Raw genomic sequence first — 16,838 nt, forward strand, 5'->3', positions numbered from 1 at the left:
TAGATGAAGAAGCTGATTACTACGATTAAGAATATTTTTGCGATTGAAGATTTGCGAGTTAGAATCCTAAATACTTTAGGATTCATCGCAATTTTCAGATTAGGCTCCTATGTGGTGTTGCCAGGAATTGATCCAACTCAATTGAAAAGCGGCGCCCAAGGAATCTTAGGCTTGTTAGATGCCTTTTTAGGTGGAGCATTTGGTAATGCTTCCATCTTTGCATTGGGTATCATGCCTTATATTTCTGCTTCCATCGTTTTACAGCTTCTAACCATTGCAGTTCCTTATTTCCAGAAATTGCAAAAAGAAGGGGAATCTGGTCGTAAGAAGATCAACCAGTACACCAGGGTGCTTACTATCGTAATCACGTTGGCCCAATCAGTAGGGTTTTTAGCTACTATTAACGCAGAAGCTATTGATCCTTCAGTCGCTGGACCTCTTTTTACAATTTCTTCCATGATCATTCTTACCGCTGGAACCATGTTCTGTATGTGGTTAGGTGAGAAAATCACTGACAAAGGCATTGGAAATGGCATTTCCATGCTGATCATGATCGGGATTGTGTCTCGTCTACCAGGTGCTCTTGTAGGAGAGGCCTTGGCTCTAGGACTGGGACGTGCCCTTATCTTTATCATTGAATTGATTGTTCTATTCTTCGTGGTGATGAGTGTAGTTATGCTTACACAAGCCATCAGAAGAATTCCAGTTCAATATGCCAAGCAAGTAGGAGGTTCAGCTTCCTTACAAGCAGGTCAAAGACAGTTTATACCATTAAAGGTGAATGCTGCAGGGGTAATGCCTATTATCTTCGCGCAATCTTTAATGTTCTTGCCAGGTATGATTGCCTCCTTTTGGAGAAATGAAAGCGATATCGCCAATGAAATTGGTAATGTGTTTTCAGATTATACCTCTTGGCAGTATAACCTATCTTTCGCAGTACTGATCATCGTATTTACATTCTTCTATACAGCCATCAGTGTGAATCCTAATCAGATTTCTGATGACTTGAAGAGAAGCGGTGGCTTTGTGCCAGGGGTTAAACCAGGCCTTGCTACTTCAGAATACATTGATGAAGTACTAACAAGAATTACCTTGCCAGGTGCCATCTTCCTAGCCCTTATCGCTATTCTGCCTTCTATTGCTATGTTGTTTGGGATCACAAGAGAATTTGCTGCCTTCTTCGGAGGTACTTCTCTTATCATCTTGGTAGGTGTAGTTTTAGACACCTTGAACCAAATTGAGAGTTATTTGTTAATGCGTCATTATGATGGCATGATGAAATCTGGTAAACTCAGAGGACGTTCAAAAAATATAGCGGTTGCTTCTTAAGGAATGATTGTATATAAGACCGAAGAAGAAATCGAGCTTATTAAACAAAGTGCTAACATCCTCAGCCAAGTGCACGGTGAAGTCGCCAAGCACGTAGCTGAGGGTGTTACTACCTTAAAATTAGATTCTGTCGCTGAGGAATTTATCAGAGACAATGGAGGTTCTCCTTCCTTTAAGGGGTATAACGGGTTTAAGCACAGCTTGTGCATCAGCTTAAACTCGGCAGTTGTTCATGGTATACCTAGTAAGTATGCTCTACAATCAGGAGATGTTGTATCTATTGATTGTGGAGTTTTTTTTAAAGGTTTCCACAGTGACAGTGCTTATACCCACGCTGTAGGGGAAGTAGCTCCGGAAGTGACTGAATTGCTTCGCCGCACCAAAGAGTCTTTGTACAAAGGCATTGACTTGGCGGTTGTTGGTTCCCGAATTGGTGATATTGGTTTTGCCATACAGTCTCATGTAGAGCAATATGGTTATGGCGTGGTACGGGAACTAGTTGGCCACGGTCTTGGTCGCAGTTTACATGAAGGTCCTGAGGTTCCTAATTACGGGAAAAGAGGTCAAGGCATGAAACTGCAGGAAGGCCTGGTAATAGCCATTGAACCCATGGTGAACCTTGGTTCAAGACATGTGGTTCAAGAAAACGATGGCTGGACCATCCGTACCAGAGACAAGAAACCCTCTGCGCATTTTGAACATACTGTTGTAGTAAGAAAGGGCAAAGCGGAGATTTTAACTACTTTTGATTACATAGATAAAGCACTGAACTAATACATGGCTAAACAGTCTTCCATCGAACAAGACGGTACCATCATTGAGGCACTATCCAATGCAATGTTTCGGGTAGAATTAGAAAATGGCCATCAAGTTATTGCTCACATTTCCGGAAAGATGCGGATGCACTACATCAAGATTCTTCCCGGCGATAGAGTAAAATTGGAAATGTCTCCTTACGACCTTAGTAAAGGCAGAATAGTTTACAGATACAAATAAACAGATGAAAGTTAAAGCGTCAGTTAAGAAGCGCAGTGAAGACTGCAAAGTGATCAGACGTAAAGGCAAGCTTTACGTGATCAACAAGAAGAATCCACGTTATAAACAAAGACAAGGTTAATTTAAAAACATGGCTAGAATAGCAGGAGTTGATATTCCAGATAACAAAAGAGGCGAAATTGCCTTGACGTACATCTTCGGTATTGGCCGCAAGTTGTCACAGTCTATTTTGGTGAAGGCTGGGGTGGATCTTGACAAGAAGGTGAAAGATTGGAGCGAGGATGAAGCCGGAGAAATCCGTAGCATCATCGCTGCTGAGCACAAAGTTGAAGGTGTTCTTCGGTCAGAAGTTCAATTGCACATCAAACGTTTGATGGACATTGGTTCTTACCGTGGTCTTCGTCACAGAAAAGGTTTACCAGTTAGAGGTCAAAGAACCAAAAACAACACCAGAACCAGAAAAGGTAAACGTAAGACTGTTGCAAACAAGAAGAAGGCATCTAAATAAATAAACGACAATGGCTCAGAAAAGAAAAGATAAAGCCAAGAAGCGCGTTGTTGTGGTGGAGCCTGTTGGTCAGGTACACATCAAAGCTTCTTTCAACAATATTATTATCTCTGTTACCAACATCAACGGTCAGGTGATTTCCTGGGCTTCTGCTGGTAAAATGGGATTCAAAGGGTCTAAGAAAAATACTCCTTATGCTGCCCAAATGGCTGCTGCCGACTGCGGTAAAGTAGCTTACGAAGCTGGAATGAGAAAGGCTGAAGTTTTTGTAAAAGGCCCAGGAGCAGGACGTGAGTCTGCTATCCGGACTATGCAAAACGTAGGTATTGAAGTTACTTCCATCAAAGATGTGACTCCACTTCCTCACAACGGATGTCGCCCTCCAAAGCGCAGAAGAGTTTAAGGATATTATTTAGTATTAGAAATGGCAAGATACACAGGCCCTAAGAGTAAAATCTCTAGAAGATACAACGAACCAATTTTTGGACCAAGCAAAGCTTTAGCTAAGAAAGCGTATGGTCCAGGCCAGCACGGTCGTGGTCGTAGAAAAAAACAATCTGAGTACGCTATCCAGTTAATGGAGAAGCAGAAAGCCAAATACATCTATGGTGTTTTGGAGAAACAGTTTGAGAACTTGTTTGACAAAGCTGCCCGTAAACAAGGTATCACTGGTGAGAACTTACTTGCTTTGTTAGAAGCAAGATTAGACAACACGGTGTACCGTTTGGGTATTGCTCCTACAAGACGTGGTGCCAGACAATTGGTGAACCACAACCACATCCAGGTAAACGGACACGTGGTAAACATCGCTTCTTACACCCTGCGTCCTGGTGATGTGGTAAGTGTTCGCGAGAAATCAAAATCATTAGAAGCGATTACTACCAGCCTGGCTGGCCGTAATGCTCGTGCCTTCACTTGGTTAGAGTGGGATGGTAGCCAGTTAGCTGGTAAGTTCATCTCCAACCCAGTGCGTGATCAGATCCCTGAGAAAATTCAGGAGCAGCTGATCGTCGAGCTTTACTCTAAGTAATCAGTTCTAATTTAAGTGTCAACCTTAAACCAGCAATCATGTCAATATTAGCCTTTCAAATGCCAGAGAAAGTCGTTATGGAGAAATCCGACGATTTCAACGGGCAGTTTGAATTTAAGCCGCTAGAAAAGGGCTATGGTGTTACCATTGGGAATGCGCTGAGAAGAATTCTTCTCTCCTCATTGGAGGGATATGCCATCTCCAGCATCCGGGTTCCTAGTGTGCTCCATGAGTTCTCTACCATTGAAGGTGTGGTTGAAGATGTCTCTGAGATTATCCTGAACCTGAAAATGGTTCGGTTCAAGAAAATTGGTGACCTGGTTGATGATAAAATCACCGTTAGCATCAGCAAGCAAGATACCTTCACTGCCGGTGACATCAATAAATTCTCTGGTTCATTCCAGGTGTTGAATCCTGATCTAGTGATTTGCCACTTGGACCCTGAGTCTTCTTTCGAGATTGAGTTAACTATTCAAAAGGGAAGAGGCTACGTGCCAGCAGAAGAGAATAGACCAGCAGATCAGGTTTTCGGCCAGATTGCGATTGACGCTATCTTCACGCCTGTTAAGAACGTGAAGTACAGTGTTGAGAACACTCGTGTTGAGCAGAAGACTGACTATGAGCGTCTCTTATTGGAGATCACGACCGATGGTTCAATCCATCCGGAAGATGCTTTGAAAGGTGCTGCCAATATCCTGATCCAGCATTTCATGCTTTTCTCTGACAACACCATGACTTTTGAGACAGTGAAGCCTGAAGAGGAAGAAGCCGTTGATGAAGAAATGCTGCACATGAGAAAAGTCCTTAAGACTCCTTTGCACGATATGGACCTTTCAGTTCGGGCGTACAACTGCTTGAAAGCAGCTGACATCAGAACTTTAGGTGACTTAGTGCAATTGGATCTTTCAGACATGATGAAATTCCGTAACTTTGGGAAGAAGTCTTTGACTGAGTTGGAAAACTTGGTTTCTGACAAAGGCCTGACCTTCGGAATGGATATCGCCAAGTACAAATTAGAAGAGGATTAATAATCTACGGCATAATTCCCGATCCCGAAAGGTTGATCGACGGTATGCACGTGCACAATCAATGTAATGAGACACGGTAAAAAAAACAACCACTTAGGAAGAACAGCTTCTCACAGAGCTGCAATGCTTTCTAACATGGCTTCATCTTTAATTCTGCATAAGCGCGTAATCACTACGGTGGCCAAAGCGAAAGCCCTGCGGAAATATGTAGAGCCTCTATTAACTAAATCAAAGAGCGATACCACACACTCACGTCGTACTGTATTCTCTTACTTGCAAAACAAAGAGTCTGTTAAAGAACTTTTTGATGGCGTATCAGCCAAAATCGCGAATCGCCCAGGTGGCTATACCCGCATTTTGAAAACTGGTACTCGTTTGGGTGACAACGCTGAAATGTGTATCATTGAACTTGTTGACTACAACGAGGATATGCTGACCACAACCGGTACTGCCGCAGCTGCTAAGCCTAAGACAAGACGTCGTTCTTCTGGTAAGAAAACAACTGATGCGCAGGGTTCTACTGATGCACCAGCTGCCACTTCAGGAGATGCTGCTGCTACTGATTCAGCTGAAACTCCAGCCGCAGAATAATAAGTATGCAATAATTATTGAAAAGGGATACGAGATTACTCGTATCCCTTTTTTATTTTTGCCACATAAGTAAAACAGAATGAAGCTTCATACAACAACTGATGCAGTATTGGTGCTGGAAGACGGCACAGTTTTCCATGGTAAGAGCCTTGGAAGAGTTGGAACCACTGGCGGCGAGGTCTGTTTTAACACAGGCATGACGGGCTATCAGGAGATCTTCACAGATCCTTCTTACTACGGCCAGATAGTGATTACTACTGTGTCACACGTAGGGAACTACGGGGTGCAGCAGGAAGAAGTGGAATCTGGTAACATCCAGATCAAAGGACTTATCTGCAAGGAGTTTTCGCACCATTTTTCCAGAAAGACGGCAGAAGGATCTTTGCAGGAGTATTTCGAGAAAGCCGGCATTGTGGGTATCTGCGAGATTGATACCAGAGAGCTGGTGCGTTACGTGCGGGATAAAGGCGTCATGAATGCCATCATCTCCTCTGAGACCACAGATGTGGAAGCTCTTAAGCTGCAGTTGCAAGAAGTGCCCTCCATGGCAGGCCTGGAACTCTCTTCTAAAGTATCTACTCTCCAGCAGTATGATCTGCCTGTAGCTGAGACTCGGTTTAAGGTGGCTGTCTTAGATTTGGGCGTAAAACGCAATATCCTGAATAACCTTACCAGCAGAGGTTGTGAGTGCCGCGTATTCCCTTATGGTACCACCTTTGAAGAAATGGAAGCCTGGGGACCAGACGGATACTTCATCTCCAACGGTCCTGGAGACCCTGCGGTGACCACCGAAGCGGTGAAAAGCGTAGAGCAGATTCTTGCTATCGAAAAGCCGATGTTCGGGATTTGCATGGGGCACCAGATTCTGGCCCAAGCAAACGGTATCCCTACTTACAAAATGCACAATGGGCACCGCGGACTTAACCACCCGGTGAAGAACCTGATTACTGGCAAAAGCGAGATTACTTCGCAGAACCATGGGTTTGCGGTGGACGCTGAAGCAGTGAGAAATCACCCTAACGTAGAAATCACCCACATCAACCTTAACGACAACACCGTTGAAGGCATAAGGATAAAGAACAAACCGGCTTTCAGTGTGCAGTACCACCCAGAGTCTTCTCCGGGGCCGCACGACTCTGAGTACCTGTTTGACCTCTTTGTGGAGATGCTGGAGAAAGAAAAGAAATCATAAATCAAAATAGAACTATATGAGCTTAATTGAAGACATCAAAGCCCGCCAGATTTTTGACTCCCGCGGAAATCCTACCGTTGAGGTAGACGTGATCACCCAGAACGGGATTGTGGGTCGTGCCGCCGTTCCGTCTGGAGCTTCTACCGGTAAACACGAGGCTGTAGAGTTACGTGACGATGATAAGAGCATGTACATGGGCAAAGGGGTGCTGCAAGCCGTGCAGAACGTGAACACCATCATTGCCGATGAACTGGTTGGTTTCAATGTATTCGAGCAGAGCCTGCTGGATAAGATCATGATTGAGATTGACGGGACCGACAACAAAGCCAAGTTGGGCGCGAACGCCATCCTGGGGGTTTCTCTGGCGGCAGCCAAAGCGGCAGCGAAGGAAGCGGGTCAGTCTCTGTACCGGTACGTAGGTGGCGTAAACGCCAACACCTTGCCAGTACCCATGATGAACATCCTGAACGGCGGTAGCCACGCGGATAACTCCATCGACTTCCAAGAGTTCATGGTGATGCCAGTAGGTGCTTCTTCTTTCTCTGAGGCGCTGCGTTGGGGTACCGAGGTGTTCCACCACCTGAAGAACGTACTGAAGAAAAAAGGTATGTCTACGAACGTGGGGGATGAAGGCGGGTTCGCGCCGAACATCGGGTCTAACCAGGAAGCCATTGAGGTAGTATTGCAGGCGATTGAAGCCGCTGGATACCGTCCGGGCGAAGACTTCATGATTGCCATGGATGCCGCCGCTTCTGAGTTCTACGATGCCTCTACCGGCCACTACCACTTCAAGAAATCTACCGGTGACAAACTTACCTCTTCTGAGATGGTAGGCTACTGGACTGAGTGGGCAAACAAATACCCGATCATCTCTATTGAAGACGGGATGGACGAGGATGACTGGACTGGCTGGAAAGCTTTGACCGATTCTATCGGGAACAAAACCCAGTTGGTAGGCGATGACTTGTTCGTGACCAACGTGACTCGTCTGCAGCAAGGAATCGACCAGCAAGTGGCCAACGCGATCCTCATCAAAGTAAACCAGATTGGTACTTTGACCGAGACCATCAACGCCATCAACCTGGGCCGTATCAATGGCTATAAGAGCATCATGAGCCACCGTTCAGGTGAGACCGAAGACAACACCATTGCTGACTTAGCCGTGGCCTTGAACACCGGTCAAATCAAAACCGGCTCGGCTTCCCGTTCAGACCGGATGGCCAAGTACAACCAGTTACTCCGCATTGAGGAAGAATTGGGCGAGGTTGCTTACTTCCCGGGCCGGAAAATGTAATCTGCCTTCAGAAGCGAACCGTATATATCTAGTTTTGACTATGTTTTATAGAAAACAGGCCGAAAACAGATTTTACAGAATTGATTCGCCTCTGGTGTAGTTACCTTCTGGATTCTTTGTAAATTCATGGCGGCAAGCGAAAGTTTGCCGCCATTTTTTGTTTAGACTATGTTAGCACGCGTCCCTAAATTTTTCCGGAACTTCTATTTCTTGACTGGCGTGGCCTTTCTGGCCTGGATGTTCTTCTTTGACTCCAATGATTTCATCACCCAGTTCCAAACTAGCCGCAAACTCACCATACTGGAAGAGGAGCGCGACTATTACCTGGAGAAGATTGCCGAGGTGCAGAAAGACCGCAAGGAATTGATGAGTAACCCCGAGTTGCTGGAGAAATTCGCGCGGGAGAAATACCTCATGAAAAAGCCCACGGAGGACCTGTACCTCATTGTAGAAAAAGACGAAGAAGAGAAGTAAACTCTCTTTAAATTTAAAAGCAGAAGGCGCAACTGGTTAGGTTGCGCCTTCTGCTTTTATGCCTGTTTTTAGGTCATTTTCTGAAAAACTGCCCTGAAACGGTTATTCAATCTTTTTGCCGGTCATGGCTTTCTTGATAGAGATCTGCATCACGCGCTCCGCAAACGGGCTGGTCTGCTCTTCCAGCACATCTACGGCCTTCAAGATGGTGTCTTTGTCGCCGGTGGGCAACACGTCTTTCAGGTTTTGCACGTTCTGGTTTGTCAGTTCTATTTCCTCTGGAGTCAGGTGCTCACCGTTTTTCTGCACGAAACGCTCTACCTGGTAAATCATCTGCTCGGCGGTGGTACGGGCCTCAATGACCATGCGGGTGGAAACATCCTCGCGGGCGTGGGTAATGGAATCCATCAGCATCTGCTCTACCTGGTCATCGGTGAGGCCGTACTGCGGTTTTACTTCCACTTCCTGCCGTACGCCGGAACGCAGCTCAATGGCTTCTACTTTCAAGATACCATCGGCATTCAGGATGAAGTTCACGTCTACCTTGGGAAAGCCCGCAGGCATGGCTGGAATGCCCTTCAAATCGAACTCGGCCAGTTTGCGGTTCTCTTTCACCACATCACGTTCTCCTTGGTACACAGAGATTTTCATGTTCACCTGTCCGTCCACAGAAGTGGTGTACTGCCGACCGGCTTTAGTGGGGATCTTGGAGTTGCGGGGAATAATGGAATCCATGAGGCCGCCCATGGTCTCAATACCTAAGGTAAGCGGCGTCACGTCTAGCAGCAGGATGTCTTTGCGGTTCCCAGCCAAGACATCGGCCTGGATGGCGGCACCAAGGGCTACTACCTCATCTGGGTTCAAGGAGTTGTTGGCGGGCTTCCCGAAGAAATCGCTCACGGTTTGGTACACCAGGGGCACGCGGGTAGAACCGCCCACCATGATCACGGTGTCAATCTGCTCAGGCTGCAAACCGGCATCTTTTAGAGCCATCTGGCAGGACGCTATGGTGCGGTCCACGATAGGTGTGATGAGCGACTCAAATGTGGGCCGGTCTAAGGCTAGTTCTACGCCATGCAGTTGGCTGGTGAAGGTATTCTGGCTGCTGAGGGTTTTCTTGGCTTCCTCGGCCTGTAAACGCACCGCCTGGGACAGATTCGCATCGGCAGATACCTGCGAGGCCAGGGAAGGGTTCTGTTGGAACCAATGGTTCACAATGGCGCGGTCCAGATCATCGCCACCCAAATACGTATCACCATTGGTAGACAGCACCTCAAAGATGCCCTGGTGGATGCGCAGGATGGAGATGTCAAACGTGCCGCCGCCCAGGTCATACACGGCAATGGTGCGCTCCTCTGATTGGTCTAAGCCAATGCCGTAGGCCAACGAAGCCGCCGTAGGCTCGTTCACGATGCGCAGTACCTCCAGACCAGCTAGTTTACCGGCATCGCGGGTAGCTTGGCGCTGCGAGTCGTTGAAGTAGGCAGGCACGGTGATTACCGCGCGGTTTACCGGTGTTTTCAAGGCGTGCTCAGCGCGGGCGCGGAGCTCTTTCAGGATCTCGGCACTCAGCTCAATTGGGGAGTAAAACTTGTCCTGCACCCGTATCTTCACCAGTCCCTCGGAGTTATCGTCAATGATTTTGTAGCCGAAGAAATCTTTGTGTTCGCCCAGGTCCTGGTAAGATTTGCCCAGCAAGCGCTTCACTGAGTAAATGGTATTGGCCGGATCGGTGAGCAGGTACTCTTTGGCATTATTGCCCACAATCACTTCGCCTTCCCTGGAAAAATGCACCACCGAAGGGACAATGGTTCCGAATCCCTGGTCATTGATGGCAATGGGGGCGTGGTCCTCTGGGTGCATATACGCGACCAGACTGTTGGTAGTACCCAGGTCAATGCCCACAATCACCTCTTCCTTTTGGATGGAAGCGGTGGTAAGATTTATTGCTATTTTAGCCATGTGTCAAAGTTAATGCAATGCGTTTCCGCACACTTCCGCAAAAGTACGAAGAAATAGCCTCTTACAAGGGTACGGTTTCCTGTGGGATAGGTGGCGAAACTTGCCTGTGATTCCTAAAGAAAGAATCTTAGCGCTTTTAAGCTGATTTCCTGAAAATGAGCCTAAAACAGAATTGGCAAAGAAATGATGCAACGGGTTCTTCGCTGGCGCGAGCGTCCCGCTCGTGTCCGCGCACATGGCAGATCACCCTTTCTGTCATCCTGAAAGGACCTTGTGAGCGAACAGTAGAAGCGTGTCTAAAAGGCTTTTCTAGTTTGGCCACAAGATCTTTCCAAGAGGACAAATTGGGGAAGGCTTTCAGAAATGCGTGCGGACACGAGCTGCAAGCTCGCGCCAGCGAATAAAGAAAAAGCGTTTCAGGCCTGATTTTGTTGAATCAGACCTAAAACGCTTTTCTGTTGAAATGAAATTCTCAGTGAACTTTCTTACACCGCATCAGACAAACTGCTGAAGGTGAAATCCCGGATTTTAAGCGGAGGCAGCAGGTAGTTGTTTGAGGATTCGCCGCTTACTACGCGCTCGGTTTTACCCAAGGCTTCAAGATTGTTGAGCATGATGATGGGGCTTTCGTTGAAGCGGAAGTTCTTGACGGCGTGTTTGATCTTGCCGTTTTCAATGTAGAAGGTTCCGTCGCGGGTGAGGCCGGTGAGCAGGAGTGTCTGCGGGTCCACGCTTCTGATGTACCACAGGCGGGTCACCAGAATGCCTTTCTGCGTTCCTTTGATCATGTCTTCCAGGCTTTGGGTACCGCCCTGCATGATGGCCGAGTTAGGAAAAGGCACCGGCGTTATTTTCTTCTGCTGCGCCCAAAAGCGGGAGACCGGAATCTGTTTCACCACGCCTTTGTCTATCCAGGTGACTTTGTTCAGGGCCTGTCCGTCCTGCGCCCAAGGAGAGGTGGGTAGCTCGGGGTGCGCCGGGTCTGAGTAGATGGTCACGCGTTCGTCCACCAGTTTCTGCCCAAGTTTGTTTCCGCCTCCGGCCTTACTTAAAAAGCTGCGGCCTTCGTCGGCAGAGCGGGCATCCATGTTGAAGAACAGGTTCTCCAGCATCACGGCTACAGCGGCCGGTTCCAGAATCACGGTGTACTTGCCCGGTTCCAGGGCCTTGGCATCTTTGGAGCCAGTGGCTTTAATTACGGCAATATTGGAGGCCGTGGCGGTGTTCAGTTTGTTCACGTCATTGAAGCCCCGCGAAACATACCCAGAGCCGGTGCCGTCTGGCGTGCGCACGGTAAGGGAAAAGTCCACCCCGGTGTCTGTATTGTAGGCGAACAGCCCTTTGCTGTTCATCATCGATTGGAACCCTACCGAGTCTTGCAGGTAACCGGCGGCGGTCAGGTTTTTGGCTTTTGCCGCCGAGATGCTTTGCGCCACCATCTCGGCCCGTTTGTCTGGCGTAATGGCTGCCGTGGCCGCCACGTACGGGCTGGTGGCGATGTATTTCTGCGGACCCAGCACGCCCATATACTCGGGGTTTTCGGGGGCAAGTTTAGCTAATTCCTCTGAGCGGCGGACCACTTTCTCCAGCGACGCATCGTCAAACTCATTGATGGTAGCGGTGCCCACTTTCTTCCCAAAAGAGGACTGCACCACCAACGACGTGGTGTGCGCCTCACCTGCGGTAGACACGGAATTGCGCGCGTAGCGCACGTTCCCAGATTTGCTGCCATTCAGGTTGGCCTCGCATTCATCGGCTTTACTCAAGGCCATTACCTTCTTCAGGATGGCCTGCGCTTGTTCTTGGGTATATATTGCCATTGGTAGATACGTCTGATGTTGATAGAAACTGCTTGTTTTAGTTCTGAGTCTTGAGTTCTGAGTCCTGAGTTGTAAAAAATGACTCAAGACTATGGACTCAGAACTCAGGACTGGAAAACCGTTAGATTTTCCGACCTGTATTGATCACGTTCACGCCGTTGAAGCGCGTGGTAGCGGAACCGTGCGAAACCGCGCTGACTTGCGTAGGCTGGCCTTTGCCATCGAAGAAGGAACCACCTAGGCGGTAGTCGCTCTCGTCACAGACGGCGGCGCAGGAGTTCCAGAATTCCTGGGTGTTGCTTTGGTAGGCCACGTCTTTGAGCGGGCCCACAATCTTGCCGTCTTTGATCTCGTAGTACAGCTGCCCGCCAAACTGGAAGTTATAGCGCTGCTGGTCAATAGAAAAGGAACCATCGCCTATGATGTAGATGCCTTTCTCCACGTTCTTGATCATGTCATCTACGCTCAGTTTCTGCTTGCCGGCAGCCAAAGACACATTAGGCATGCGCTGGAACTGCACCGAGCTCCAATTGTCGGCGTAGCAGCATCCGTGCGATTCTTTTTCTCCCAGCATGTGTACCTGGTCTCTGGTGGCCTGGTAGTTCACCAGCGTACCGTCTTTCACTAGATCCCAACGTTTGGTTTTCACGCCTTCATCGTCATACCCCACCGCGCCCAGGGAACCGGGCTGCACTTTATCGGCGAAGAGATTCACCTGCGGGCTGCCGTACTTGAAGTTTTTGGATTTCCATTTGTCCAGCGTAGCGAAGGAGGTCCCGGCGAAGTTAGCCTCGTAGCCCAGCACGCGGTCCAGTTCCAGCGGGTGGCCCACACTCTCATGGATGGTAAGCCACAGGTGCGAGGGGTCCAGCACCAGGTCATATTTGCCGGCCAGGACAGATTTAGCGGTCAGTTTCTCCTTGGCTTGTTTAGCGGCGGCGGTGGCATCTTCCACCATGTCATAGGTTCTGCCGTAGCGGGTGGTAATGCCTTTGATTTTATCGGCGGGCCGACCGCTTAGGTATTCGAAGCCCATCCCGGTGGGAGCGCTCAACGATTGCCGCGTCTCGAACTTGCCGGTTTTCTGGTCAATGGCCGTGACGTTGAGCACGGGCCAGATGCGGTGCACGTCCTGTTCAATGTAAGAGCCATCTGTAGACGCGAAGTATTTCTGCTCGTTTACCAAAAATAAGGCCGAATTCACGTAGTTGGCGCCGTTCTGCATGGCGGCGGCGTTGGCGCCCAAGAGAATGTCTACCTTTTCCTTGAGCGGCACCTCAAAGGCATTGCGCTCAATGGGTGTTTTCCAGCTCACCTCGCCGTAGCCTTGTTGCGGGGCCAGTTGTACTGGCTCGGTCTGCAGCTTAGAGTTCGCCTTGGCAATGGCTACGGCCAGTTCGGCAGCTTTAGCAGCCCCGGCGGGCGAGACTTCGTCAATGGCCGAGAACCCCCAGGTACCGTTTACCAAGACGCGCACACCCAAGCCAAAAGACTCGGTGTTCACGGTGTTCTGCACCTTGTCTTCCCGAGTAATGAGGTACTGGTTCAGGTAGCGGCCAATCCGGACGTCGGCGTAGGAAGCACCTTTAGACGTGGCGGCGTTGAGGGCCGCATCGGCAATTTGTTTCTTCACGGCTGCTTCCAGAGGAGTGAGCATCGCCTCCGGGGCCACATCGTTGCCCCAGAGCGGAATCGGCAGCATGAGGGTACCAAACCCAAGGCCGGAAAGTTGAAGGAAATCGCGTCTTTTCAAGGTGGAAGAATTTAAGGGTTAGTTACTTAAATGTAAGAATTTCAGGCGCATTTGCAAGGAAGTTGTATTGGTTATTTTCTATATACAAGCTAGTGTGAGAGGCCGGTTCCTTTCTACTCCTTGATGTAAGTTTGAATTCTAAACACGCATATCGTCCCCCTTTGAAGGGGGTAGGGGGATGACAAAGCCGTTACAAGAACCAAACAACACTTACTACAGAGAAAAGGGCAACCACAAGGGATTGCCCCTACATGATCTGGAATGCCGTAATCAGCACGCCTCATCATCCCGGGCCTTCAAAGGGGGACGATATGCGTGTCCATAAAAAATCCCACCTCTAGTGGAGATGGGATTTGGGGCTGTTTTCAGGAAAACAGGGGTAAAACGCTATTCGCAGCCTATCATGTCCAGAGAGCCGATGGGCGCGCCGGGTGGAAGGTCTTTGTGGAGTTGCGGTTTGGCATCTTGAGGTTTTTTCAGGCGGTCTAAGGCTAAGAGGGCATTGGCTTTCACCGCATCGGTAGAGGAGTTGGTTAGTTTCTTGGCCTTTTTCTCCAGGTTGTTCAGTTGCAGCAGGGCAGCGGCACGGGCCGCGTAGGAGGCCTCTTCATTTTGGGAAAGAGCCATGAGGTGCGTGAGAACCAATTGCTGGGTGAGCAGCTGCACCTGTCCGTTCATGCCCGAGGCGCCTTTGCTTTCCCAGGTTTGGTCAATGATCTGGTTCAGGACCTCGTCCAGGCCTAAGCCGTTACCCCGGGCTTTCAACTCCACCAGCCGCGTGGCGCGCTCCGGGTGGAATAGGAAAGAGAGCGTGAAATCTGCCGAAGCCTCGGCAGCAGCCAGCGGGTCAAAGGTGAGGCCGGTGCGTTTGTCAAACAGTTCGCGGGTAGGAGACCAACCAGCGGGCCGGGGCGGAATGGCAGCGATGATTTTCTCCGGTAGCGCCAGCACGTTCGGCTCAAGGGTAGAGAGCAAAGCATCCAGGGCTTTTTGCTGCTCGGCCTCGGGCACAAACTCCGTTACCAACTGTCCGTCGCCGCGCGCCGCGTAGGTGTAGTTCAGACCTCCCACTAGTTTGGCGGCCGCTTCTACCTGGTAGCGGTGGTAGTTGTAAATGGGTACCAGCGCGTCTTCTAACATGGCCATAGGAACACCCGGCTTGATATTGTTCTCCCCGAAACGCTCCAACGCTTTCTGCCGCACACTTAACACATGCTTCAGTTCTTCAGAGGCGCTGGCGCCATTGTCCCAGAGATGGGCCTGCGGATGCGCGCCGCCCGGTGCGCGGGAATCTCGGTCAGAGATGAACTGGAGACCGCGTTTGTGGGCCTCGCGCAATTGCTGGTCCAAGGCCTGTTGTTCGTTCGTGCCGGCCGGGAAATGCTGGTAGCCAAACTTGATGGCTTCTTTGTCCCATTCACCAATGCCCACAGCGTAAGCATCAGAAAGGTCAATGTCGCCGTTCGCAGTCAGTTTCACGGTAGGATGGGGGTAATCCATGACGCTGGCGCGGTTGCTCACGCTGGCGGCGTAGTTGTGCATGATGCCCAGGGTGTGGCCCAGTTCATGGGCAGACAGTTGCCGCAGGCGGGAAAGCGCCATTTTCATCATCTCGGGATTAGCGGGTTTGCCTTGTTCATAAGGAGCTAGCAGCCCCTCAGCGATGAGAAAATCCTGGCGCACGCGCAGGGAGCCCAGGCTTACGTGCCCTTTGATGATCTCGCCGGTTCTGGGGTCGGTGACGGTGGCGCCGTAAGACCAGCCCCGGGTGCTGCGGTGCACCCACTGGATCACGTTGTAGCGTACGTCCATGGGGTCCGCATCTACGGGCAAAATTTCCACTTTGAACGCGTCTTTGTAACCGGCGGCCTCAAACGCCTGCGCCCACCAGCGAGCACCTTCCAAGAGCGCTGATCTGATGGGTTCCGGCGCGGCATGGTCTACGTAGTACACAATGGGTTCCACGGCCTCAGAGACGGCAGCGGCCGGGTTCTTCTTCTGGAGGCGGTGCCGGGCAATGAAGCGCTTCACAATAGGCTGGTCCACGGGCGTGCTGAAATCAAAGTACTCAATCCCGAAGTAGCCGCCTCTGGGGTCCATGGCGCGGGGCGTGTACTTGGCGTCGGGGAGTTGCACAAACGAGTGGTGCTGGCGCAACGTGATGGCCTGCGCCGAGGGCGTGACGCTGCGTACGAAATTGCCGGCATCCTCGCCGCCCACAAACGTGAGCGTGGCCTCAAACTCTGAGTTCTGCGGAAAGTTCTTGGTGCGGGGCAAATACATAACCGAGCGGTTGGCATCTAGGCGGTAAGAACCCTGGCGGCTGCGCCGGATGCTGCCCACCACGTCATGGGCATCGCGGAGGATGAACTCGGTGGCGTCTACCAAGACCTTGTCGCCTTCCGTGGCCTCCACCTTGAATCCCCACAGCGCCGACTGCGCGAACGACTGCGCCACGGCCTGTTCCTCGGCGGGGTTGCCGTTCATGGCGCGGTAGCCCTGGTTGGGTTCCATGAGCAGCACCTTGGGGCCAACCTTATGGAAATACACCACGTGCTCGCCGCCCAACTGCCCGCGGTCTAGCCCGATGTCGTTGGAGCCGAGGCCGGCGGCCAGGGAGTTCACATACAAGAATTGCTGGTCTAGTTTATCAATCTCCAGCAGGATACGGCCGGTGGCCTCATCCCAGTAAAACGGGAAATAACCGCTGAACTTCTGCATGCCTGCGATTTTGCCTGCAATGCCCGCGGGTTTGTTTTGGGCCCAAATTTGGGAAAGTGCCAGAAAAGCGAAAAGAAAGGAGAGTAGCGTTTTGCGCATGTTTTTGGAAAAGTAAGCCTGAAACGGAAAGAGCTGGATAA

The 16,838-nt window shown here is 50.1% G+C and carries 16 protein-coding genes; 12 read left to right on the top strand and 4 right to left on the bottom strand.

Annotated features, from left to right (window positions below; translation table 11 throughout):
• Positions 1 to 3 precede the first annotated feature (3 nt).
• The 12 genes from secY to FOA19_RS17815 all read left to right on the top strand — a co-directional run bounded on the left by secY (position 4) and on the right by FOA19_RS17815 (position 8,442).
• Positions 4 to 1,329, top strand: coding sequence for a preprotein translocase subunit SecY (secY, locus tag FOA19_RS17760; protein ID WP_149092195.1), 1,326 nt, complete (start codon positions 4 to 6; stop codon positions 1,327 to 1,329).
• A 3-nt stretch (positions 1,330 to 1,332) separates the two neighbouring features.
• A complete protein-coding gene (map, locus tag FOA19_RS17765; protein ID WP_149092196.1) occupies positions 1,333 to 2,103 on the top strand; it encodes a type I methionyl aminopeptidase in 771 nt (256 codons plus the stop codon).
• A 3-nt stretch (positions 2,104 to 2,106) separates the two neighbouring features.
• Positions 2,107 to 2,325: a translation initiation factor IF-1 gene (gene infA / locus FOA19_RS17770; protein ID WP_048919321.1), complete on the top strand. Its 219-nt coding sequence runs from the start codon at positions 2,107 to 2,109 to the stop codon at positions 2,323 to 2,325.
• 4 nt (positions 2,326 to 2,329) lie between these two features.
• Entirely contained in the window at positions 2,330 to 2,446 is a 117-nt protein-coding gene (gene ykgO, locus FOA19_RS17775; protein ID WP_071885446.1) for a type B 50S ribosomal protein L36, read from the top strand.
• Positions 2,447 to 2,455: 9 nt separating this feature from the next.
• Complete coding sequence (gene rpsM / locus FOA19_RS17780) at positions 2,456 to 2,833, top strand: 30S ribosomal protein S13 (RefSeq protein ID WP_149092197.1); 378 nt, start codon at positions 2,456 to 2,458, stop codon at positions 2,831 to 2,833.
• A 10-nt stretch (positions 2,834 to 2,843) separates the two neighbouring features.
• Positions 2,844 to 3,236, top strand: a complete 393-nt coding sequence (rpsK, locus tag FOA19_RS17785) for a 30S ribosomal protein S11 (protein WP_048919323.1) — start codon at positions 2,844 to 2,846, stop codon at positions 3,234 to 3,236.
• 21 nt (positions 3,237 to 3,257) lie between these two features.
• A complete protein-coding gene (gene rpsD / locus FOA19_RS17790) occupies positions 3,258 to 3,863 on the top strand; it encodes a 30S ribosomal protein S4 (protein ID WP_149092198.1) in 606 nt (201 codons plus the stop codon).
• 38 nt (positions 3,864 to 3,901) lie between these two features.
• A complete protein-coding gene (locus FOA19_RS17795; protein WP_123127708.1) occupies positions 3,902 to 4,891 on the top strand; it encodes a DNA-directed RNA polymerase subunit alpha in 990 nt (329 codons plus the stop codon).
• A gap of 66 nt (positions 4,892 to 4,957) precedes the next feature.
• Complete coding sequence (rplQ, locus tag FOA19_RS17800; protein ID WP_149092199.1) at positions 4,958 to 5,482, top strand: 50S ribosomal protein L17; 525 nt, start codon at positions 4,958 to 4,960, stop codon at positions 5,480 to 5,482.
• 79 nt (positions 5,483 to 5,561) lie between these two features.
• Positions 5,562 to 6,674, top strand: a complete 1,113-nt coding sequence (carA, locus tag FOA19_RS17805; protein WP_149092200.1) for a glutamine-hydrolyzing carbamoyl-phosphate synthase small subunit — start codon at positions 5,562 to 5,564, stop codon at positions 6,672 to 6,674.
• Positions 6,675 to 6,690: 16 nt separating this feature from the next.
• A complete protein-coding gene (eno, locus tag FOA19_RS17810) occupies positions 6,691 to 7,968 on the top strand; it encodes a phosphopyruvate hydratase (protein WP_149092201.1) in 1,278 nt (425 codons plus the stop codon).
• Between the two features lie 168 nt (positions 7,969 to 8,136).
• A complete protein-coding gene (locus FOA19_RS17815) occupies positions 8,137 to 8,442 on the top strand; it encodes an FtsB family cell division protein (protein WP_149092202.1) in 306 nt (101 codons plus the stop codon).
• 102 nt (positions 8,443 to 8,544) lie between these two features.
• Here FOA19_RS17815 and dnaK read toward each other — a convergent pair whose 3' ends face one another.
• The 4 genes from dnaK to FOA19_RS17835 form a co-directional block, all read right to left on the bottom strand.
• Positions 8,545 to 10,404: a molecular chaperone DnaK gene (gene dnaK / locus FOA19_RS17820; RefSeq protein WP_149092203.1), complete on the bottom strand. Its 1,860-nt coding sequence runs from the start codon at positions 10,402 to 10,404 to the stop codon at positions 8,545 to 8,547.
• A 485-nt stretch (positions 10,405 to 10,889) separates the two neighbouring features.
• Positions 10,890 to 12,224, bottom strand: a complete 1,335-nt coding sequence (locus tag FOA19_RS17825) for a TldD/PmbA family protein (protein WP_149092204.1) — start codon at positions 12,222 to 12,224, stop codon at positions 10,890 to 10,892.
• Positions 12,225 to 12,345: 121 nt separating this feature from the next.
• Positions 12,346 to 13,977, bottom strand: coding sequence for a TldD/PmbA family protein (locus tag FOA19_RS17830; RefSeq protein WP_149092205.1), 1,632 nt, complete (start codon positions 13,975 to 13,977; stop codon positions 12,346 to 12,348).
• Positions 13,978 to 14,364: 387 nt separating this feature from the next.
• A complete protein-coding gene (locus tag FOA19_RS17835) occupies positions 14,365 to 16,797 on the bottom strand; it encodes a zinc-dependent metalloprotease (protein WP_190300455.1) in 2,433 nt (810 codons plus the stop codon).
• Between the last annotated feature and the right edge of the window lie 41 nt (positions 16,798 to 16,838).

The organism is Rufibacter hautae, from assembly GCF_008271695.1.
GTDB lineage: Bacteria > Bacteroidota > Bacteroidia > Cytophagales > Hymenobacteraceae > Nibribacter > Nibribacter hautae.